Annotated in this window: 21 protein-coding genes; 4 read left to right on the forward strand and 17 right to left on the reverse strand. The window is 40.7% G+C overall.

Features of this window, described 5'->3' with window-relative positions:
- Positions 1-145: 145 nt before the first annotated feature.
- Positions 146-709 (forward strand): 5' nucleotidase, NT5C type, encoded by a 564-nt coding sequence (locus NST81_RS12065; RefSeq protein ID WP_048623694.1) that lies wholly within the window; start codon positions 146-148, stop codon positions 707-709.
- A 54-nt stretch (positions 710-763) separates the two neighbouring features.
- On the opposite strand, the gene NST81_RS12070 is transcribed toward NST81_RS12065, so the two are convergent.
- Positions 764-1,186: a Fur family transcriptional regulator gene (locus NST81_RS12070; RefSeq protein ID WP_003355372.1), complete on the reverse strand. Its 423-nt coding sequence runs from the start codon at positions 1,184-1,186 to the stop codon at positions 764-766.
- A 311-nt stretch (positions 1,187-1,497) separates the two neighbouring features.
- Here NST81_RS12070 and NST81_RS12075 point away from each other — a divergent pair, with 311 nt between their 5' ends.
- Positions 1,498-1,758, forward strand: coding sequence for a DUF2624 domain-containing protein (locus tag NST81_RS12075; protein WP_003355373.1), 261 nt, complete (start codon positions 1,498-1,500; stop codon positions 1,756-1,758).
- A 112-nt stretch (positions 1,759-1,870) separates the two neighbouring features.
- Here the strand turns inward: NST81_RS12075 and NST81_RS12080 are convergent, their stop codons facing one another.
- Both NST81_RS12080 and NST81_RS12085 read right to left on the reverse strand, forming a co-directional pair.
- Positions 1,871-2,764: a deoxyribonuclease IV gene (locus NST81_RS12080; RefSeq protein WP_003355374.1), complete on the reverse strand. Its 894-nt coding sequence runs from the start codon at positions 2,762-2,764 to the stop codon at positions 1,871-1,873.
- A gap of 83 nt (positions 2,765-2,847) precedes the next feature.
- Positions 2,848-4,158 carry a DEAD/DEAH box helicase gene (locus tag NST81_RS12085; protein ID WP_048623695.1) on the reverse strand — a complete coding sequence of 437 codons (1,311 nt, stop codon included), beginning with the start codon at positions 4,156-4,158 and terminating at the stop codon, positions 2,848-2,850.
- Between the two features lie 409 nt (positions 4,159-4,567).
- On the opposite strand from NST81_RS12085, the gene vrrA reads away from it, so the two are divergent.
- On the forward strand, positions 4,568-5,185 hold the full coding sequence (gene vrrA / locus NST81_RS12090; RefSeq protein ID WP_048623696.1) for a VrrA/YqfQ family protein: 618 nt from the start codon (positions 4,568-4,570) through the stop codon (positions 5,183-5,185).
- A gap of 124 nt (positions 5,186-5,309) precedes the next feature.
- Positions 5,310-6,269: a 4-hydroxy-3-methylbut-2-enyl diphosphate reductase gene (locus tag NST81_RS12095; protein ID WP_048623697.1), complete on the forward strand. Its 960-nt coding sequence runs from the start codon at positions 5,310-5,312 to the stop codon at positions 6,267-6,269.
- A 75-nt stretch (positions 6,270-6,344) separates the two neighbouring features.
- On the opposite strand, the gene NST81_RS12100 is transcribed toward NST81_RS12095, so the two are convergent.
- The 14 genes from NST81_RS12100 to era form a co-directional block, all read right to left on the reverse strand.
- Complete coding sequence (locus NST81_RS12100; protein ID WP_341029977.1) at positions 6,345-7,463, reverse strand: Nif3-like dinuclear metal center hexameric protein; 1,119 nt, start codon at positions 7,461-7,463, stop codon at positions 6,345-6,347.
- A complete protein-coding gene (locus tag NST81_RS12105) occupies positions 7,460-8,167 on the reverse strand; it encodes a tRNA (adenine(22)-N(1))-methyltransferase (RefSeq protein ID WP_048623699.1) in 708 nt (235 codons plus the stop codon). The genes NST81_RS12100 and NST81_RS12105 overlap by 4 nt, the downstream gene beginning before the upstream one ends.
- A 100-nt stretch (positions 8,168-8,267) precedes the next feature.
- Entirely contained in the window at positions 8,268-8,633 is a 366-nt protein-coding gene (gene cccA / locus NST81_RS12110) for a cytochrome c550 (protein ID WP_003355380.1), read from the reverse strand.
- A 190-nt stretch (positions 8,634-8,823) separates the two neighbouring features.
- Positions 8,824-9,357, reverse strand: coding sequence for a hypothetical protein (locus tag NST81_RS12115; protein WP_341029981.1), 534 nt, complete (start codon positions 9,355-9,357; stop codon positions 8,824-8,826).
- 125 nt (positions 9,358-9,482) lie between these two features.
- Positions 9,483-10,616, reverse strand: a complete 1,134-nt coding sequence (gene rpoD, locus NST81_RS12120; RefSeq protein WP_048623702.1) for an RNA polymerase sigma factor RpoD — start codon at positions 10,614-10,616, stop codon at positions 9,483-9,485.
- Positions 10,609-12,462 (reverse strand): DNA primase, encoded by a 1,854-nt coding sequence (gene dnaG, locus NST81_RS12125; protein ID WP_341029983.1) that lies wholly within the window; start codon positions 12,460-12,462, stop codon positions 10,609-10,611. Before dnaG ends, rpoD begins: the two co-directional genes overlap by 8 nt.
- A 40-nt stretch (positions 12,463-12,502) precedes the next feature.
- Positions 12,503-12,946 carry a YaiI/YqxD family protein gene (locus NST81_RS12130; RefSeq protein WP_048623704.1) on the reverse strand — a complete coding sequence of 148 codons (444 nt, stop codon included), beginning with the start codon at positions 12,944-12,946 and terminating at the stop codon, positions 12,503-12,505.
- Positions 12,947-13,429: 483 nt separating this feature from the next.
- Positions 13,430-14,233 (reverse strand): pyruvate, water dikinase regulatory protein, encoded by an 804-nt coding sequence (locus tag NST81_RS12135; RefSeq protein WP_341029987.1) that lies wholly within the window; start codon positions 14,231-14,233, stop codon positions 13,430-13,432.
- A 31-nt stretch (positions 14,234-14,264) separates the two neighbouring features.
- Complete coding sequence (locus NST81_RS12140) at positions 14,265-14,897, reverse strand: helix-turn-helix transcriptional regulator (RefSeq protein WP_169799141.1); 633 nt, start codon at positions 14,895-14,897, stop codon at positions 14,265-14,267.
- Positions 14,898-15,075: 178 nt separating this feature from the next.
- Positions 15,076-17,148 (reverse strand): glycine--tRNA ligase subunit beta, encoded by a 2,073-nt coding sequence (glyS, locus tag NST81_RS12145; protein WP_327803999.1) that lies wholly within the window; start codon positions 17,146-17,148, stop codon positions 15,076-15,078.
- Positions 17,141-18,031 (reverse strand): glycine--tRNA ligase subunit alpha, encoded by an 891-nt coding sequence (glyQ, locus tag NST81_RS12150; protein ID WP_270584044.1) that lies wholly within the window; start codon positions 18,029-18,031, stop codon positions 17,141-17,143. Before glyQ ends, glyS begins: the two co-directional genes overlap by 8 nt.
- A 391-nt stretch (positions 18,032-18,422) precedes the next feature.
- Positions 18,423-19,199: a DNA repair protein RecO gene (gene recO, locus NST81_RS12155; RefSeq protein ID WP_156179249.1), complete on the reverse strand. Its 777-nt coding sequence runs from the start codon at positions 19,197-19,199 to the stop codon at positions 18,423-18,425.
- Between the two features lie 37 nt (positions 19,200-19,236).
- Entirely contained in the window at positions 19,237-19,380 is a 144-nt protein-coding gene (locus tag NST81_RS12160; protein ID WP_003355391.1) for a YqzL family protein, read from the reverse strand.
- A 118-nt stretch (positions 19,381-19,498) separates the two neighbouring features.
- On the reverse strand, positions 19,499-20,413 hold the full coding sequence (era, locus tag NST81_RS12165; protein ID WP_003355392.1) for a GTPase Era: 915 nt from the start codon (positions 20,411-20,413) through the stop codon (positions 19,499-19,501).
- Positions 20,414-20,579: the final 166 nt, after the last annotated feature.

The raw sequence follows: 20,579 nt of genomic DNA on the forward strand, positions 1-20,579 counted from the left end.
AATCAACATCACCTTTCCTGCCCTTTCGGTTTGAAAAACCTTTTGTATCTTATAAAAATAAAGTATGATACACTTTTATTTGCAACGGATTACCGTAAAAGCGACCAACAGAAAAAAGCAGGATGAATCAAAGGAGCAGAGAGAAATGAAACAAAAACGGTTTGGCATAGATATCGATGGTACAGTAACATCCCCTGACAGTTTAATTCCTTTTATCAACCAAGACTTCCAATTAAACATCACTTTAAAAGATATTACAAAATATGATTTAACAGAAGCATTAAATATCCCGGCAGACATTTTTAACAAATGGTACACGGAAAAGGAACCGCTCATATATAAACTTTCCCCGATTGCAGAAGGAGCAAAAGAAGTATTAACAGAATGGAAAAAACGTTTTCAGCTGTTCTTTATCAGCGCGAGAGGTGATCATGCGTTCGATATTACAAAAAAATGGTTTGAAGAGAACGACATCCTCTATGATCACATTGAATTGATCGGGACTCACCACAAAATCGAGGCCGCTAAAAAACATGAAGTGGATATATTTTTTGAGGATAAGCATGACAATGCTGTTTCAATCCATAAAGAATTGGATATTCCGGTTATTTTGTTCAATACCCCTTACAACCAGGAGCCAGTCCCTAAAGGAGTGATGCGGGTCGACTCGTGGAAAGAAGCAAATGATATTGTAAAACGATTATTTTAACAGTGAGTACGTAGGAACCCATCAAAAAAACGGCGAAGAATAAGGGAAAAATCCTTATTTTTCGCCGTTTCTGCATTCTGGACATGTTCCATACACTTCAAATTTATGATCTGCGATTTCATATCCGTCCAAATTTTCTTGAATCGAATTCATCGGGCAAATATGAATTTCCTTTGTTTTTCCGCAAGATAGACAAATAAAATGGTGATGATGCTCCATGGCAGAACAAGAAAACCGAAACAATTTTTCTCCGTTTAGTTCCGTATCTTCTAATATTCCGATTTTGACAAATAAAGCCAAGTTCCGGTAAATCGTGTCAAAGCTGACGCCCGGATAACGGCCTTTCATCATCTCCAGCACTTCTTTGGCCGATAAATACTTATCGTGCTTGGCAAATAATGCAAGCAAATCCTCCCTTTTATCCGTATGTTTAAATCCTTTTTCTTTCAAAATCGAAATGGCTTCTGCTACTTCCATACATTGCACCCCCACTGTGTCATTTTCCGTATGCTGCCGAGCTCATGGACAAAATAAATAACCGTTCTAATGCCAGAAAAAACTATGAATATTTTCAAACCTATATGCTTAACGAATTTTATTTGATTTTAATCATCGCTTTCAGGGCGATTTTCATTCTCATTTTTCAGAATGATTCCGATTTATAGATAAGTGAAGTATACATGAAAAACGCCAATAAGTAAACGAAAATGAAAATTCTCCGTTCCATTCCCTTTTTATAGACACAATTTTCAAGTTGACGCATATAGTGAATCAGGGAGTGATGGGCGTTGAAATTTATTCAAACGATGATCAATCATAAAATCAGCACCATGACGGGAACAGAACTTTATAAATGGGGAAAACAGTTCAAAATTTCGATCACGAAAGAACAAGCAGATGCGATTGCGGCGCATTTGCGCGGAAAAAAAATCGACTTGTTTGATGATAAGCAGCGGACTCAGCTAATCAAGGAAATCGCTAAAATCATCGGACCGAAAAAAGCAAAAGAAATCAATGAGCTGTTTATATTGTTTATGAACTCAGAATGACGGTGATGAAAACAGCAAAGATAAAGGCGAAAAACTCCTGGCCCTTTTCCTTGCCTTTATATTCCCCGCTTGCGGCTTATCGAAAAGGGCTTTGGAGTTCTCTGTTCTCTAATCAGCTTTCTGCAATTTTTTGCAGAAGATTCTCATCGAACTTTTGGCTACGGATCATTTCGATTTCAAATTTATACGGTGGTTTTTTGTTTTTCTTATCTTCCCCTACATACGGCGTTTCCAAAATTTTTGGCACATCTTCTAATTGTGGATGATAAATTATATAATGAAGAGCTTTGAAGCCTATATGACCAAAGCCAATATTTTCATGGCGGTCTTTACGGGACCCTCTTTCATTTTTGCTGTCGTTCACATGCAGCACCTTTAAACGATCAATGCCGATGATTCGGTCAAATTCCTCAAGCACTCCATCGAAATCTTCGACAATCGGATATCCTGCATCGTGTGTATGACACGTATCAAAGCATACGGAAAGCTTGTCATTATGAACCACACCATCGATGATCATCGCCAATTCTTCAAATGTCCTTCCGCATTCCGAACCTTTTCCAGCCATCGTCTCCAACGCAATTTGTACATTTTGCTCACGAGTCAATACTTCGTTTAGACCTTCAATAATTTTTTTAATGCCGACTTCCGGTCCTTCTCCGACATGGGCGCCGGGATGGAGAACAATTTGTTTAGCTCCGATCGCTTCTGTTCTTTCAATTTCGCTGCGCAAAAAGTCAACACCTAATTGAAACGTATCCGGGTTTTTGGCATTACCGATATTAATAATATAAGGTGCATGGACGATAATTTCCGTAATTCCATGTTCCTCCATATGCTTGCGGCCCGCTTCTATATTTAAATCTTCTATTTTCTTGCGTCTCGTATTTTGCGGTGCACCGGTATAAATCATAAACGTGTTCGCCCCATAGGAAACAGCTTCCTCGCTCGCCGCTAAAAGCATTTTTTTCCCGCTCATTGAAACATGAGACCCTATTTTCAACATCCGTTTCAGCTCCCTTTTCCTTATCCTTTAAATGCAGCGGTTCACCAATGGTGTTGCTGCTTTCGTGTCATCGAACAAAAGGTTTATTTCTTTTTCGCTTTCAATCGTTTTTCTCTTCGCTTTAATTTTTCTATTTCCTGTCTGATTTTTTTCTTATAACCCGGCTTCACTTTTTTAGGCTTGCGTACGAGGGCTTTCGCTTTTAATTCTGTTTCATCTGCCATCTTCTCCCGGTTTTTCCTTCTGTTCCGATCCGGAATTTCTATAATGGCGTCCTTTTGAATATCACGATGCAAGAAGCGAATTCCTCTTTTCTCCAAACGATTTAAAATATCTTCATCGCTCGGGGTATAAATTGAAGCACATATTCCTGAAAAGCCCGCCCGACCGGTCCGTCCTGAACGGTGAATATAAAAATCGAGATCTTGCGGCAATTCGTAATTTATTACATGGCTGACTCCCTCAATATCAATACCCCTAGCCGCCAAATCTGTGGCCACTATATATTGAAACTCAAGGTCGCGGATTTGTTTCATCATTTTCTTTCTTTCGCGGGGAGTTAAATCGCCATGAATTCTTCCCGTTTTTAATCCTTTTGCTGCTAACGCATCTGCCACTTCATCTGCCATTTGTTTCGTATTGGTAAAAACCAAAGCCAGATAGGGGTTAAAGGCAATCAGCAGCTGATAAAGCAAGTCGATTTTTTCCCGACTTTTCAGAGGGACTAGAATATGTTCGATTGTCTCTGCCGACGCTTTTTTAGGCTGTACTTGAACGTATTCCGGGTTTTCCATATATTTTTTTATAAAAGGCTTTAATTTTTCCGGAATGGTTGCAGAAAAAACAAGCATTTGCAAATCTTTGTCCATTCGGCTGGCAATTTGGTCCACTTCCACTATAAACCCCATGTCCAGCATCAAATCCGCTTCATCCACCACAAGAATTTGAGCTTTATAAACGGATAAAGCCTGCTCTGTAATCAAATCACGAATCCTTCCAGGTGTACCAACCACAAGATGCGGCTGTTTTTTTAACTTTTCCATATCTTTTTGTTTATCCGTTCCGCCTATTAGGCAACGGGCGGTGATCGTCTTCTCAGAAAACTTCGTAATCGATACTATTTCTTGGTGAATTTGACTGGCCAATTCTCTCGTCGGAGCCGTTATGACAGCTTGCACCTCTTGTTTTTCCGGATCAATTTTTTCCAAAATCGGCAGCAAATAGGAGTGCGTTTTCCCTGTCCCCGTTTGCGACTGGCCGACCGCACTCTCCCCTTTCAAGATCAAAGGGATCATTTTTTCCTGTATTTCTGTAGGTTGATAAAATCCTAATTCTTCAATTGCTTTATTAAGAAAAGGCTGAAATCCAAATTTCTTAAATTGATGGTTGATCATTTAAGCCACTCCTTGAAGGTCATTTCCATTGCCACATTATATAATAATCAATCCAATAAATCATCTTTTCTTTCTATTTTTCGGATTATAAACTCCCCTTTTTTCTCTCTGCCCTCATCTTTTCTGTATGATTGAGTCAAAATTCGATTTTCATCGCTTCTTCTTTAACCAAAAACCTTTTCCCGCTTTTCAGCCTGTTTATGTGCCTTAGCCTTTTTTTCTTTTATCAAGAGATCGATGCCAAGAGTTCATACTTCATTTCTTTTACCAATCCGTTTTCGCCGTAACTGTTTGAGAAATGTCAACTTGTTCTTCATTGGAAAAGAGCTCGCTGACAAGATGTTTCAATTTATATCTTCCTTGCATATTCTATAAAAGAGTGTAATCGTATCAGAAAGGAGGAACGTACATGCCCCCTAGACAAATGCCCCCTGTACAAAGAGGTTTCAATCTTTTTCGCGGACCGCAGCCAACGCAGCCTTTTCAATCTTTTCCACCTTTTGCCAGATCTCCTGTGAGCAGACCTGCCCGCGGCGGGGGATTATTGTCGCGACTTTTGAATCGATCGGGACGAATGGGCAACACCGCTTTTCCCGGGATGACCGGTTTCGAACGCCCCGCTTCCTTGATCGGCCAGTCCCCTGTCCAAAATCTTGCTTCCCCCGGAACACTGAATAAATTTTTAGCAAATACCCAGCAAGTTTTAAATACTGCTCAGCAAATCGGGCCTATGATCCAGCAATACGGGCCTATGGTGAGAAATTTGCCGGCTATGTGGAGGCTTTACAAAGGATTTAAAAATGCTACCGCCGAAGAAGATGCAGACGCAGACGCAGATACAGAATCCGATTCACCGGATGAAGACAGTCATGAAGAGGCAGAAAACACCGAAAAAAAGGACAGCGCAAAAAAAGCATCCAGCTCTTCTCATCAGACAAAAAGATCCCGCATCCAAAAAAGCAAAAAAGCATCGTCCGCCAAAGCGGAGAAAAGAAGCGGCGAATCCGTTCCTAAACTCTATATTTAACAAGGCTATTCTTATTTTACAATAACGGACCCAAACAATCTTTCTTTGTCTTCTTTTGTATCCTCCTATATAATAAAAATCGTAAGGACCCGAATTCTATTATTGTACAGGGGGATTTTAGCGCATGGAAGTCATTAAAATATCACCTCGCGGTTATTGCTACGGCGTTGTAGATGCCATGGTCATCGCCCGCAATGCCGCTTTAGATAAAACCCTTCCCCGCCCCATTCATATTTTAGGCATGATTGTTCATAATCAGCATGTCACAGAGGCGTTTGAAAAAGAAGGGATCATTACATTAGACGGAAAAAACCGCAAAGAAATTTTGCAAAAAGTCGATAAAGGAACGGTTATTTTTACCGCCCATGGCGTCTCGCCGGAAGTCAGAAAGCTGGCCAAAGAAAAAGGACTGGTGACAATTGACGCTACCTGTCCGGATGTCACAAAGACCCATGAATTAATCCGCGAAAAAAAAGAACAAGGATATGATGTCATCTATATCGGCAAAAAAGGGCATCCCGAGCCAGAAGGAGCAGTTGGGGTGGCGCCCGACATTGTACATTTGGTGGAAACGCCGGAAGATGTTGAGAATTTGTCCATCCAAAATGATAAAGTGATCGTGACCAACCAAACGACCATGAGCCAATGGGATGTCGCACACATTATGGACAAAGTGAAAGAAAAATATCCACAAGCGGAAACTCATAAAGAAATATGCCTTGCCACTCAAGTGCGCCAAGAAGCGGTTGCTGAACAGGCAAAAGAAGCGGATGTTTTGATTGTGGTTGGAGATCCTAAGAGCAACAATTCCAACCGTCTAGCCCAAGTGTCTGAAGAAATTGCAGGAACAAAAGCTTACCGCGTTTCCGATATTACCGAGATTGAAATCGATTGGATTAAAGACGTGAAAAAAGTGGCTGTTACCGCAGGAGCTTCCACACCGACGCCGATCGTAAGAGAAGTGATTGAATTTTTGGAAGTCTTTGATCCAAATGACGAAACGACTTGGGTCCGCGAAAAGAAAGTTCCGCTTGAAAAGATCTTGCCTAAAATTAAACATCCAAAAAAACCGGCAAAAGGCTGATCCACAGCCTTTGCCGGTTTTTTATTCCCCACAAAATGAGGCATCGTCAACAGTAGAGATCAAATCATAAGCAAATTATAAAAACCGAAACGGATCCGTATTGACTTTTGAAGGAATAAACTCTACGTCCGCCCCTTTTTCGTCCGAAATGGCGGATAATATTTTGGCCACCCCTGTTTTCATTACTTTTTCCACATTATGTCCCGGGTCGACTATATTTAAACCAGCCATCATGGCATCATGGGCGGTATGATAATACATGTCTCCCGTCACATATACATCGGCGCCTTTAAACACAGCCGATTGATAATATTTATTGCCGTCGCCGCCAAGAACAGCCACTTTTCTCACTCTGCTCTTCAAATCTCCTACGACTCTCACACCTTCTACTTCCAACTGGGATTTCACAAAACGGGCAAATTCTTCGAGCGTCATTTCTTGCTTTAGTTTGCCAATTCTCCCCAGCCCAAGAATTTCTCCTTTATTTTCCAGAGGGTAAAGATCATACGCCACTTCTTCATATGGATGTGCTTTCAGCATCGCTGTCAAAATCTTTTTCTCCAACCGTTTTGGATAAATCGTTTCAATTCTTACTTCCTGTACTTCTTCCAGTTTTCCTCTTTCGCCAATATAAGGATTAGCATGACTTCCTGGAAGAAATCTTCCTGTTCCCTTTACCGAAAAAGAACAATGACTGTACTCGCCAATAAAACCGGCACCGGCATCTCCTATTGCTTTTCGGACTTCTTCTGCATGGTCGACAGGTACATAAACAGCTAGTTTATTCAATTGCTCTTCGATGGTCGGGACGAGCACTTCCGTGTCTTCCAGCTGCAAACATTCAGCCAATAAATCATTGACGCCACCGGGAGCAATGTCAAGATTGGTATGAGCGGCATAGACGGCAATGTCGTTTTTGATTAATTTTTCCATTATTCTTCCACTCGGTTCGTCCGTCCGTATCGCTTTTAATGGACGGAAAATGGGCGGATGATGAGCAATAATTAATTGAACGTTTTGCTCAATGGCTTCATCGACTACTTCCTCTAACACATCCAGAGCAATCAGCACCCGTTTCACTGGCTGATTCAGTCTTCCCACTTGTAAACCAATTTTATCGCCTTCCATCGCGTAAGATTTAGGAGCAAAGCGTTCAAACCACTGGATCACTTCATGTCCATTGACTGTTTTCATAATCCCAGCGCCTCCTTTACCAAATTCCTTTTTTTCATGAGTTCGGTACGTTTTTCCACTGTCTTATCCGCTGATTCTGCTTTATTTAATTGGTTAAGAATATTTCCCCACTTTTCATATTCATGCTTCCATTTTTGATAAAAAGCGTCGTTTTTCTTTTTTAATAAGATCGGTCCCATTAAAATGCCGGCTTCCAACTGATCATAAGGGCGATACGGGTCCCCTTTTTCGGCGACGATAATTTCATATATTTTTGCATCTTCTTCCAGAATTTGTTCGTCGACGATTTCCCAACCGTTTTTTAAAAGCCATTCTCGAACTTGTCCAGATCCGACGTTCGGCTGAAGAATAAGCCGGCTCACTCCCGGGAGCTTTTCTTTTCCCGCTTCTAAAATGGAGGCGATTAAACTGCCACCCATTCCGGCAATGACGATGCAATCAACTTCTCCTTTTGCTATCACTTCCAGTCCGTCTCCTTTACGGACGTCAATTAAATGTTCCAGTTCGGACGATTGCACTTGCTTCTTCGCCGATTGAAAAGGACCTTCTGCAATCTCCCCGGCGACAGCCGCTTTTGCCAATCCTTTCTTTACAGCGTAGCAAGGCAAATAAGCGTGGTCAGAGCCGATATCAGCCACTGTTGAATGTTTCGGTATGTATTCTGCCACAGTTTCCAGACGTTTCGATAATTGATGGATATTCATGTTTTCACCACTTAACCATTTTTCTTTCCTCATCTATTTTAAACGGAATGCTGCCACAAAAAAAGCTCTTTGCGTCGATCAGCAAAGAACTTTGATACCATTATTTTAATTTCATCAGCCAGTCTGCCATTTGGTCAGCATGGTCAGCGGACACAAGTCCTGAAGGCATAGCACCTTTTCCGTTCTGAATGATGTTTTTGATTTGATCTTTGGATAATTTCTTGCCAACCCCTTTTAAGGATGGCCCTACGCCGCCTTCATAATTTTGCCCGTGGCAGCCCGCACATGTTTGTTTAAAGAAACCTTCGGGGTCAAAAGTCTCAGCTGTCTGTTCCGTTTTTTCGCCGCCCTTTTTTTCTTTGGCAGCCTGTTCGCTGTCATTTAGACCTTTTAATGATAAGAAAAACACCAGGCCGATTCCAAATACCATAATCAGCAAAAACGGAATAATTGGATTTCGATTCATGCTATTCCCTCCTTTATGTATGCGATTTCAATCTTCACAGTACAAACACCTTCTATTTTACTTCAAAAACCGGATGAGGAAAAGTCCTTGATTGTTAATTTTTTCCCGTTTTTCCGTTTTCAGAAAAAAGAATTCGACTTATATTTTATCATTTCTCGTCAACAAATATTCATCCGAAGCCTCCCTCTCCTCAAGAATGAAACAGGATGAAAACAAAGGTTATGAATATTCCTGCAATCCCCGAAATAGTAAAATATAGTAATTTTTTGGTTTTTCCAACCGCTATCCATAAAAGGCAATTCATCAAAATAATCAAATACAGGCTGATAGAATTTCCCGACAAAAACTTATCATTGATTTTGATTGTGAAAAATAAAAAAATGAGCGCTGCAGATAGAAATATGAACTGGACAAAAAATCCTTTTCGTCCATAGTAGATACCCGCTCCTATCAATAAAACGACAAAAATTGTCAAAATCGCCATTTGCATTATGAAAGGCATTTCAGTAAAATAAAGGACAAATAATGAAATTGGAATGAACAGCAACAATATGGCTTGCAGAATTCGATATGATCGATGGAACCGTGGCAAATGAGCGGCTGAGTTTAGTTCTTCTCCTTCACTGTATAGTGTTAGTAAATAATCGCAATATTTTTCAGGCAGCATCTTATTTTGCTTCCAAAATAAGATTTCTTTGATAATGATTTGCTTTCGCTTATCCATGTTCAACCCACTTCCCATTGCAATATAGGCACTGATTTTCAATGCCGTTCAGATTCACAATGATTCGTTTTCTTCGACAAAAAAAGTTTACTTCAAAAGAAGTAAACTTTAAAGGCAAAATGAAATTATTCTAAAAAGTCTTTTAATCTTTTGCTGCGGCTTGGATGGCGAAGTTTGCGCAATGCTTTCGCTTCAATTTGGCGAATACGTTCTCTGGTAACGCCAAACACTTTCCCGACTTCTTCCAAAGTACGAGTTCTGCCGTCATCCAGACCAAAGCGCAGGCGCAAGACATTTTCTTCACGGTCCGTTAAAGTATCGAGAACATCTTCAAGCTGTTCTTTCAATAACTCATAAGCTGCGTGCTCCGACGGTGAAGTGGCTTCATGATCTTCGATGAAATCGCCTAAATGAGAATCGTCTTCTTCCCCGATCGGTGTTTCAAGCGAAACTGGCTCTTGGGCAATTTTTAAGATTTCTCGTACCTTTTCAGGAGAAAAATCCATTTCTTCTCCGATTTCTTCCGGAGTCGGTTCGCGGCCTAAATCTTGAAGCAATTGCCGCTGAACTCGAATCAGCTTGTTGATCGTTTCAACCATATGAACCGGAATCCGAATGGTTCTTGCTTGGTCTGCAATAGCGCGAGTAATCGCTTGACGAATCCACCATGTTGCATAGGTGCTGAATTTGTATCCTTTTCGGTAATCAAATTTTTCAACGGCTTTAATCAGCCCCATGTTACCTTCTTGGATTAAGTCAAGGAACAGCATACCTCTCCCAACATACCGCTTCGCAATGCTTACAACAAGACGCAAATTCGCTTCTGCCAAACGACGTTTTGCTTCTTCATCCCCTTGTTCAATACGTTTTGCCAGCTCAATTTCTTCTTCAGCGGAGAGAAGATCAACACGCCCAATTTCTTTTAAATACATACGAACAGGGTCATTAATTTTAACTCCAGGCGGAACACTTAAATCGTTTAAATCAAATTCTTCTTCCTCTTCTTTTGAGAGCTCATGAATATCAGGATCCTCTTCATGATCGCTATCTTCATTGACGATTTCTATTCCCTGTTCGTTCAAGTATTCATAAAAATCATCCATTTGTTCGGAATCAAGATCAAAATTCGATAGTTTATCGGCTATATAATCGTATGAAAGCTCACCGCGTTTCTTTCCTTTTTCCACTATTTGATTTTTTACTTTATCTAGTGTTAATTCAGGCTCAACTTCTTTGGAACGTGTTGACTTTTCAGCCATTAGTTCCCCTCCTTCCAACATCCTTGAAACTGCCTTTCCTTTTCAACATCTTTCTTAATTGCATAACTTCCATGGCTATGGCTGCCGCTTTTTTATAATCATGTTGTTGTTCTGCTCTTTTGCTTTCTTCCATCTTCGCTTTTATTTTTAACATTTTTTGGTGATTTAACACTTCATTTATATAATCATTTATTTCTTCATCCGAGACATCCATGTTGACATTCATCATTTCTATTTCCGTCACCGTTTTTCTTAAATTCGGATCCGGCAGAAAATTGATGAAAGCACTGGCATCAGGGTGCTTTCCCTCTTCGTAATAACCTAATAAATAAGTGAAAATTGCTTGATGCTCATCCAGATTGAAAGTCTCCCCTGCCAGTTTTTCGTGGATTTGATACGCTAATTCAGGATCTTGCAGCATATAAGCAATCAAGCGGCGTTCTGCCGTTATATAGGCAGGATATATTTTTCCGGTTGAAGGCATTTCGGAAATTCTCCCTGCCCAATTCGGTCGCGATGGCGGCAAATTCCGTTTTTCTGCATAATATATTTGACGCTGTTGCCATTTTAACGCGTCCAATGAGATCGAAAATTCTTCCGCCAGCTGTCTCATATAATAATCGCGCTCCACCGCCTTTGAAAGCTTTGTAATTTCTTTCAATATTTCATCGATATACTGAAGTTTCTCATCTTCTTTTTGAAGATTTTTCCCCCGTTTATAATACTGCATTTTAAAAGCCATATACGTCATGCTGGCCTCTATAACATCCAGACGGAATTTATCTCCGCCATATGTTTGAATGTAATCGTCGGGGTCCAAGTTGTCGGGAATGACGGAAACTTTCACACGGCAGCCAGCCTCTTCAAGAAGATTCCCGGCCCGAAATGCTGCTTCAACTCCGGCAGAGTCTCCATCATAACATATTAACACTTCATCGGTTAGACGGCGAATAATATGCACATGATCTTCCGTCAAAGATGTGCCCATCGTTGAAACACCGTTGTCAATCCCGGCTCGGTCCGCTGCTATGCAGTCCGCAAATCCTTCAAATAGAATCAACTGGCGTTTTTTTCGAATCGAGTTTCTTGAGCGGTTCAAGTTGTATAAGAGTCGGCTCTTATGAAATATGGGAGTTTCCGGACTGTTCAAATATTTCGGCTGCAGATCCCTCAAACTTCGTCCGGAAAACGCCACGACCCTTCCTTTCGAATCATGCAAAGGGAACATAATTCGATCGCGAAATCGGTCATAGTAGTCTCCTTTTCCTTCGTGGCGGATAACAAGACCCGCTTTTTCCATCAATGAAATCGGAAACCCTCTTCTTTTTAAAAAAAGCGCAGCGACGTTCCACCCCGTTGGAGACCAGCCAATTTGGAATTTTTCTATTTGATCTTTTGTGAAGCCTCTCGAGAATAAATATTCCAGTGCATTTTGGCCTTCTTTTGTATTTATCAGCAAATGATGGTAGAATTTAGCTAGAAGCCCATGAGCAGACATCATGAGTTCATGGTCCTTCGGCAACGCTTGAACGGGTTCGGCTGTTACGTCCACATTCAGCTTGATCCCGGCTCTTTCCGCTAATTGGACAGCCGCTTCTTGAAAAGAAATATTTTCTATTTCCATCAGAAAGGTAAAAACATTTCCCCCTGCTCCACAGCCGAAGCAGTGATAAATCTGTTTATCAGGGGAAACCGAAAAAGATGGGGTTTTTTCGCCATGAAACGGACAAAGACCAAAATAATTTTTCCCTTGTTTGCTTAATTGAACATAGTCATGAATAACATCGACAATATTCACCGAATGTTTAATTCTGTCAAGCGTTTCCTCAGGGATTTTTCCTGCCATAAAAGATCACCAGCTTATTACATTCGCGAAAGTGTCGAATTTATCCTTCATACTTCGACAAAAATCTCCGTACTTTTTTTAAAAATTGCTTCCTGTCAGCGTCTGTAAAAGGCCTTGCCCCTTTTTCAAAACGTCCTGACCGGCGTGCCTTTGCCTGGAGATGCCGTATGTCCAAAATGTAAGCCATCTCACTCTCGCTGTATTGATTCCCCCGCGGCGAAAAAGCATACCCTCCTTTTGAGGTGGCCAAACTTGCTAATCCAATATCTTGTGTAATCAACAGATCTCCTTTTTGCAAATGGTTGACTATGAACAGATCCACAGCTTGAAAATGGGAGTCGACATATTTCCATATGCCTCCAATTTCTTCAGACGGCTGGTGTTTGTACGATGCCACAAAGAACACATTCAAACCATATTCATTTGCCAACGAAATAATTTCCTTTTTTACAGGGCAGGAATCTGCATCGACAAAAATATTCATCGTTCTTTTCTTCTTTGTCATAAATTAATTATTCTACACCATATGGTGGATTCCTTCTTTTTCACAGCAAGTTTCCTGTCAAAAAGAAGTGTAGCCAGGTTTGTCGAATTTTCTCACGGCTTTCTCGCCAGCATTCATCAAGTGACGATTCACTCTTATTCTCCACCGTTCCGACCTATGACGATTAATGAATCATCATCCTTTTCTCTTTCTTTCTCTGGTGTAGGTTTACGGGCTGTTCAAACAGATAGCAATTTGGCCGCTGGGTATCCATTGCCCCGGTCTTTGACATATCACCATAAATAGTTTATTCGTAATGAGGCCAGTCTAAACCTTGAATAGATATTTTTATCACAATTTTTTATTATAATACAAACTTTTTTATTTGGCTATTTTTTATTTCATTTGGCAAGACATTAGAAGGATCGTCAAAGCTAATTCTTTTTCAAAAGGAAAGAAGCACACAATCATGTGATTATGCGCTTATTTTTTTCGAATTTTTTCTATGATAATATTGGCCGTTTCTTCCACCGCTTTATTCGTTACATCTATGACTTCACAACTAATTTTTTTGGCGATGGAATCAAAATACTCTAATTCTTTATTGATTCTGTCCAACTGTGCATAGCTGGCTTGATCATCCAACCCTAAAGTAATCAGCCGTTCCCTCCGAATTTGATTCAATTTTTGCGGTCCAATTTTTAAACCAAAGCACTTTTCTTTCGGTACTTTGAACAGCTCTTCAGGCGGATCCACTTCTGGTACAATCGGAACATTGGCTACTTTATAACGTTTGTGCGCCAAATATTGGGACAGAGGAGTTTTGGAAGTTCTGGAAACACCGACCAACACTATATCAGCTTTCATTAATCCTCGTGGATCTCGTCCATCGTCATATTTGACAGCAAACTCGATTGCTTCCACCTTTTTAAAATATTCATCGTCCAGTCGGCGGACAAGTCCCGGTTCGTACAGCGGCTTTTTCTGAAACATATTCTCCAACTCATCAATGATGGGACCTATAACATCAAAGGATTGTATGTTTTCCTTCTTGGCTCGCTCCTGCAAATATCGGCGCATTTCAGGCTTTACTAACGTATAGACAATCATTCCGTTATCCATTTTGGCTAAAGAAATAACTTCCTCAATATGAGAAATTTCCTCTACGTATGGAAAGCGTTTGAGGACCGTATATGAACCGTCAAACTGGCTGAGGGCAGCTTTTGTGACCAGTTCCGCGGTCTCGCCAACAGAGTCGGAAACAACGTAGATAATTGGATCACTCATTCATCATCACTGTCCTCTCTCTTTCTCGGCATTAATCTTCATTCGCTAAAGCGACAAACGCTTTCGCAATATTCGTTTTTGTGATTCGACCAATCACCTCGAAACCCGTTCCTTTTTCTTTTACTACAGGCATTGCATCAATCTGTTTTTCGATTAAATTTTGGGCGACATCGATCAAAAGATCATCTTTATAGCACATCGTAATATTGGGCATTCTCGTCATGATAATGTTTACCGGTAGGCTATTGAGATCTTGTTTCCCTATACTTGCTCTCAATAAATCTTTTCGCGAAAGCACCCCTACCAACAAAGAATCGTCATCCACTACAAATAAAGTGCCGACATCCTCTAAAAACATCGTGCAAATGGCGTCATAAACCGATACGTTTTTATGCACAACGACGGGTATCGATTGATAGTCTTTTACATAAATTTTTTTTAAATTTTCCGTCAGCAGCTGCGCGCCCGTTTTTCCAGTATAAAAATATCCTACCCGAGGTCTTGCGTCAAGGAAGCCGGCCATTGTTAATATAGCTAAATCCGGACGCAATGTCGCCCGGGTTAAATTTAATTTTTCAGCGATATGTTCTCCTGTAATAGGTCCATTATTTTTCACGATTTGCAATATTTGTTCCTGACGCTTTGTAAGTTCTATGATCCTCACCACCCAACACAATTAAAAGTGTTATACTCATGCAAAAATATTATATACTATTTGAAATAAACGAGGAAGAGCCCGCCTTCGTTCGACAGGCTCTCACATCTTGATATAGTATGGGCCGGAACAGTCAAACTTACGCAAAAACAACTTACAACGGAAACCATCTTTTCCATCTGAAAGTTCATTTTATCACTAACAAATTCACGTTGGCAAACTCTAGAATGTAGCGGGAAAGCTCCTTCATTTGCGCCAACCGATTGTTTCTGATCTCTTCATCGTCGGTCATGACCATAGTTTCATCAAAATAGCGTTCAATCGCAGGACGCAAACTTTCAAGCAGTTGGAAACGCTCTTCAGCAGAAATATCTTGTTTCCATTCTTTTTTCAAGTTCACATAACGTTCATATAGTTCTTTTTCACTTTCGTTCGCAAATAGATTTTCACGAATTTCTTTGTCCTCAGTTGCTTTTTTCGTAATATTAAGGACTCGGCTTAGTGCTTCCGCCACTTCCTTGAATGAAGGTTGACCGATTCGTTTCATCAGAACTTCCGCTTTTGCTTCCACCTCTGCCAAAGAATGAATGGAAACATCTAACAAAGCCTCAATAACGTCATAGCGCACTTCTTTTTCTTCTAAAATGTGCTTCATTCGTTGTTTAAAGAAGTCCAATACAGCCGTATAGATTTCTGCTGTTTCCTTTTGGCCGATTCCAGCGCTTAACACGATATCAATGCTGTCCTTTAACAAAGCTTCCAGCGAAAGATTCCATTTATGCTTCAACATGGTCTGTACAATGCCAGTCGCCTGTCTTCTAAGAGCATATGGGTCTTGAGAGCCGGTTGGGATAATGTCCACAGCAAAACAAGAGATAATCGTATCTAATTTGTCGGCCACGCCTACGATGGCGCCTACAAGTGAATTCGCAGGTTCATCTTCCGAATTCCGTGGTTGGTAATGTTCATTAATCGCCCTTGCCACTTCAGGATTTTCTCCTTGAAGAAGCGCATATTTTTCTCCCATGATCCCTTGCAATTCCGGAAACTCGTATACCATATGCGTGACTAAATCAAACTTGCATATTTCAGCAGCACGGTCTGCTTTCTGCGCTGTTTCTTCTTCTACACGCAGTCTCTCTGCAAGATAAGACGACAATTTTCGTATCCTGGCTACTTTTTCTGCCAATGTCCCAATTTTCTCGTGATATACGATGGACGAAAGTTTTTCCAGCGCTTCAGAAATTTTCAGCTTTTGATCTTCTTTATAGAAGAAATCAGCATCAGCTAAACGCGCTTTCAACACTTTTTCGTTCCCTTTAGCCACCGTTTCAAGAGACCGATCGTTTCCGTTTCGGACCGTCACAAAATGAGGAAGAAGCTTTCCGTCGGCAGTTTTTACAGGAAAATAGCGCTGATGCTCCTTCATGGAAGTAATTAACACTTCCTCCGGCAGATTTAAAAATTCTTCCTGAAAAGAGCCGAATAAAGCGGTAGGGTATTCCACAATGTTATTTATTTCTTCCAATAATTCTTCGTCAATCGGGATGACCCAGCCATGCTTTTCTTCTAAATTCTTCAACTGGCTGCGGATTAACTGTTTTCTCTCATCGGGGTTCGGAATGACATATTCCGCTTTTAGCTTCGTTTCATATTCAGCAGGAGAATCCAATTGAATTTTCCCGCCAAGAAAACGGTGTCCATAACTGAATCGATTCGTTTCTACATCCGTAATCGCAAATGGAATCACTTCGCTTCCAAATAAGACAACGAGCCATTTGATAGGACGTACATACCGCAAATCGTAATCGGCCCAGCGCATATATTTCCCAAAGCTCATGCCCTCAATCAACTCTTTTAATTTGGGAAGCAGTTGAACCGTTGGCTGGCCTTTCAAAAATTTCTTCACAAAAGCGTATTCAATCCCTTTGACCTCTTTGAAATAAATGTCGTCAACAGTAGCTGAATGGCTTTTTGAAAACCCGATTGCTGCTTTTGTCCATTCACCCGCTTCATTTAAAGCCGCTTTTTTAGCTGGGCCTCGAGCTTCTTCATGAACATCTGCCTGGGATTCCGCCACATCTTTTACAAGAACAGCTAATCGGCGAGGAGTGGAAAATAGGGAAACCGTTCCATAGTCAATGTTTTCTTTTTGAAAAAATTCCTCTACTTTTTTTCCAAGCTGATTCATGGACTCGGTCACAAAACGGGCCGGCATCTCTTCCAATCCAATCTCAAGCAAAAGGTCCCTTTTAGTCATGCGCTTTCTCCCCTTTCCCTTTTAAAATAGGAAATCCCAATTTTTCTCTTTCTTCGTAGAATGTTTTGGCCACTTGCCTTGCCAAATTTCTCATCCGAGCGATATAAGCCGTTCGTTCTGTCACCGAAATGGAGCCCCGCGCATCGAGAATATTAAATACGTGGGAGCATTTTAAAATGTAGTCATAGGCAGGATGAACCAATCCTTCCTCCATTTGGCGCTTCGCTTCTTTTTCATACGTATTAAACAAGTTAAACAACATGTCAGGATCCGATGTTTCAAATGTATATTTGGAGTGTTCATATTCAGGCTGATAGAAAATATCCTTTACAGTAAATCCATTTGTCCACTCCAAATCAAAAACATTTTCCTTTTCTTGTATGTAGGAAGCCAATCGTTCAATTCCATACGTAATTTCCACGGAAACAGGCTTGCATTCCAGTCCGCCTACTTGTTGAAAATAGGTAAATTGAGTGATTTCCATCCCGTCTAGCCATACTTCCCACCCGAGGCCTGCACAGCCGAGAGACGGGTTTTCCCAGTTATCTTCTACAAAGCGAATATCATGATCAAGCGGATCAATTCCAAGAGCACGCAAAGAATCCAAATAGATTTCTTGAATATTGGCTGGCGAAGGTTTCATAATCACTTGAAATTGATGGTGCTGGTACAGTCGATTGGGGTTTTCCCCATAACGGCCATCTGCCGGCCGTCGGCTTGGTTCCACATAAGCAACATTCCAAGGTTCCGGTCCAATTGCCCGTAAAAACGTATACGGGCTCATCGTCCCTGCCCCTTTTTCTACATCATAAGCCTGCATGAGAATGCAGCCATGATCCGACCAATGCTTCTGCAACGTAAGAATCATTTCTTGTATATTCATTTCGTACACCTCCATATGATCCAATTGCTAAAAACAAGTCTTGCTAAAGACATTCTTCGTTTTTCCACGCATGGAGTCCAAAACAAAAACTCCCGTCCCTATGCAGTAAATCTGCATAGGGACGAGAGTTACACCCGCGGTTCCACCCTATTTGCCTCCGCTTTCTTAGCGTCTGGCCACTTTTTAAAATATTTGCTCCGGACTGCCGTTCCCTGATGCCCTATGTCCGGCTCCCACCATCCCGGATTCGCTGAGATAGAACGTAATCAGGTACTCCTTTCCTTCTTCGCAACATATGAAATTTACATTTCAACTAACCGTGGACTCTAATAATACCACAGATTGAATAGCTATTCCTCATATTCAAAAATAATCGATCCCACCACGTTTGTCAATCTCCTTCTTTCGAAGATGGGCCAAGCATGCTTTGCATTTTTTCGATCTCCTCGAGAAATTTTCGAGATTTCAAAAACAAACCCGAATATTCGTCATAATACATGGAAAGGACCGTACGCAGTTCTTTTTTTGTTTGAGGTTTCACTGATATACTTCCAAGACGCCGAAGATCAATATAATAAAAAAGGCGCAGCAATTTTACAGTGGCTTGAGAAACGGGAAGCAAATAAGGATCTAATTCAAAACAGCGATGACAAAGAAGACCGTTTTCTCTAATCGAGAAGGCAAAACGCCCTTCTTTGCTGCCGCAGTTCACACATTGATTCAACTCCGGACGAAGGCCGATCACCTGCAGCATTTTCATTTCAAAAATATTGGTCAATATAGCTGCATCATAGCCTTCATCTATGTAATCCAATGTTTGGTAAAAAAGCTCATACAAATACGGGTTGACTTTACTTTCTTCTGTTCCTTTATCCAGCAGTTCAGCCAAATACGAAGAATAAGCAGTTTTAAACAAGTCTTCCCTTATTTCTTTGAAAGAATGAATAGATTCTCCTTGCTGCAGAGTTCCTAATCCTCTAGATGACTGAAACAAAAACTGCCCGCAAAAGAGCAGCTGGGTAATGGCGGAGAGGCGGCTATTCGGTTTTCTAGCCCCTCTCGCCATTAAAGCCATTTTTCCAAATTCTCTTGTAAACAATGTGATGATTTTATTTGATTCGCCATACGGAGTCGATCGTATGACAATTCCTTCACACTTTTGAAACACGTTGAAGGCCATCCTTTCATTGCACCAACGGGCCTTTTCAAGACAACGGAAATTCGGCTTCTGCTAGTTCTTCCTCTTCTTCCAAGCGAGCAGATTGGCTTTCTTTTTCCAACTCTTTGTACAAGAGATACGTATCAATATTACCCGTTTTCGAAAACAGCTTCCAGGTAAAATCCAACATCATAACCCCGCCTTTCTTTGATTGAAACTAGCAAAAATGTTGTGATAATATTTTCCCCCGCCTATACCCGATTTATTAGGTGCAATTTTTTCAAGTACCTTGACAAAAACTCAAGATCTTAATATTCGTCTTCTCGAAAACCATATTCACGTAGAGCAGATATTTTATCACGCCAATCTTTTTGAACCTTTACCCATAATTCTAAAAAGACTTTGGAACCGAGAAGATTTTCAATGTCCATTCGAGCTCGTTTTCCTACTTCCTTCAGCATTCTCCCTTGTTTACCGATAATAATGCCTTTTTGGGAATCTCGTTCTACGATAATCGTGGCCATGATATGCACAAGATCCTTCTCTTCCTCGCGTTCCATTTTGTCAATCAGAACCGCAATCGAATGAGGAACCTCTTCTCTTGTCAAATGCAGAACTTTTTCCCGGATCAATTCCGAGACGATAAAACGTTCCGGATGGTCAGTCACTTGATCCGCCGGATAATATTGAGGACCTTCCGGCAAATATTCTTTAATGGCCGAAAGCAAGCGATCAACATTATTTCCATTAAGCGCGGAAATCGGAAATATTTCCTGGAAAGGATAAAGTTCTTTGTACTGTTCAATCATAGGAAAAAGCTCATCAGGATGTATTTGATCAATTTTATTTAATACTAAAAAAACGGGTGTTTGGATATCTTTGAGCATTTCGATGATATATTGTTCCCCCCGGCCGAGCCCTTCCGTCACATTCACCATAAATAAAATCAAATCTACTTCCTTAAGGGCGTTTACAGCCGTTTTTACCATAAAGTCGCCAAGTTTGTGCTTTGGCTTATGGATGCCGGGAGTGTCGATAAAAATCATTTGGGCATCGTCCGTTGTATAAACTCCCTGAATTCGGTTTCTTGTTGTTTGCGGTTTATCGCTCATAATAGCAATTTTTTGACCGATCACCCTGTTCAGAAAGGTTGATTTACCGACATTCGGTCTACCAATAATGGAAATAAATCCTGATTTATAATCTGCATTAATTGTCGCCATAGTTTTCGAAAATCCTCCACTGTTGTAAGATTCTTAGTATGATGATTTTGAGCAAATCCTTTGTGAAACCAAAGACTTTCGTTTGTAAGCGCTTTAAAAAGCCAAGTCCCCAACCGGATTGAATCACTATCTATATTTTACACCATTTTTTCTCCATATGGAGAGA

Source organism: Bacillus sp. FSL W8-0223, from assembly GCF_038006805.1.
Taxonomy (GTDB): Bacteria; Bacillota; Bacilli; order Bacillales; family DSM-4216; genus Bacillus_O; species Bacillus_O smithii.

What these genes read in the sequence shown, in the direction of transcription:
- NST81_RS12065 (WP_048623694.1), top strand. Translation starts at nt 146, where the DNA reads ATGAAACAAAAACGGTTTGGCATAGATATCGATGGTACAGTAACATCC.
- NST81_RS12070 (WP_003355372.1), bottom strand. Translation starts at nt 1,186, where the DNA reads ATGGAAGTAGCAGAAGCCATTTCGATTTTGAAAGAAAAAGGATTTAAA.
- NST81_RS12080 (WP_003355374.1), bottom strand. Translation starts at nt 2,764, where the DNA reads ATGTTGAAAATAGGGTCTCATGTTTCAATGAGCGGGAAAAAAATGCTT.
- NST81_RS12085 (WP_048623695.1), bottom strand. Translation starts at nt 4,158, where the DNA reads ATGATCAACCATCAATTTAAGAAATTTGGATTTCAGCCTTTTCTTAAT.
- vrrA (WP_048623696.1), top strand. Translation starts at nt 4,568, where the DNA reads ATGCCCCCTAGACAAATGCCCCCTGTACAAAGAGGTTTCAATCTTTTT.
- NST81_RS12095 (WP_048623697.1), top strand. Translation starts at nt 5,310, where the DNA reads ATGGAAGTCATTAAAATATCACCTCGCGGTTATTGCTACGGCGTTGTA.
- NST81_RS12100 (WP_341029977.1), bottom strand. Translation starts at nt 7,463, where the DNA reads ATGAAAACAGTCAATGGACATGAAGTGATCCAGTGGTTTGAACGCTTT.
- NST81_RS12105 (WP_048623699.1), bottom strand. Translation starts at nt 8,167, where the DNA reads ATGAATATCCATCAATTATCGAAACGTCTGGAAACTGTGGCAGAATAC.
- cccA (WP_003355380.1), bottom strand. Translation starts at nt 8,633, where the DNA reads ATGAATCGAAATCCAATTATTCCGTTTTTGCTGATTATGGTATTTGGA.
- NST81_RS12115 (WP_341029981.1), bottom strand. Translation starts at nt 9,357, where the DNA reads ATGGATAAGCGAAAGCAAATCATTATCAAAGAAATCTTATTTTGGAAG.
- rpoD (WP_048623702.1), bottom strand. Translation starts at nt 10,616, where the DNA reads ATGGCTGAAAAGTCAACACGTTCCAAAGAAGTTGAGCCTGAATTAACA.
- dnaG (WP_341029983.1), bottom strand. Translation starts at nt 12,462, where the DNA reads ATGGCAGGAAAAATCCCTGAGGAAACGCTTGACAGAATTAAACATTCG.
- NST81_RS12130 (WP_048623704.1), bottom strand. Translation starts at nt 12,946, where the DNA reads ATGAATATTTTTGTCGATGCAGATTCCTGCCCTGTAAAAAAGGAAATT.
- NST81_RS12135 (WP_341029987.1), bottom strand. Translation starts at nt 14,233, where the DNA reads ATGAGTGATCCAATTATCTACGTTGTTTCCGACTCTGTTGGCGAGACC.
- glyS (WP_327803999.1), bottom strand. Translation starts at nt 17,148, where the DNA reads ATGACTAAAAGGGACCTTTTGCTTGAGATTGGATTGGAAGAGATGCCG.
- glyQ (WP_270584044.1), bottom strand. Translation starts at nt 18,031, where the DNA reads ATGAATATACAAGAAATGATTCTTACGTTGCAGAAGCATTGGTCGGAT.
- NST81_RS12160 (WP_003355391.1), bottom strand. Translation starts at nt 19,380, where the DNA reads ATGTTGGATTTTACCTGGAAGCTGTTTTCGAAAACGGGTAATATTGAT.
- era (WP_003355392.1), bottom strand. Translation starts at nt 20,413, where the DNA reads ATGGCGACAATTAATGCAGATTATAAATCAGGATTTATTTCCATTATT.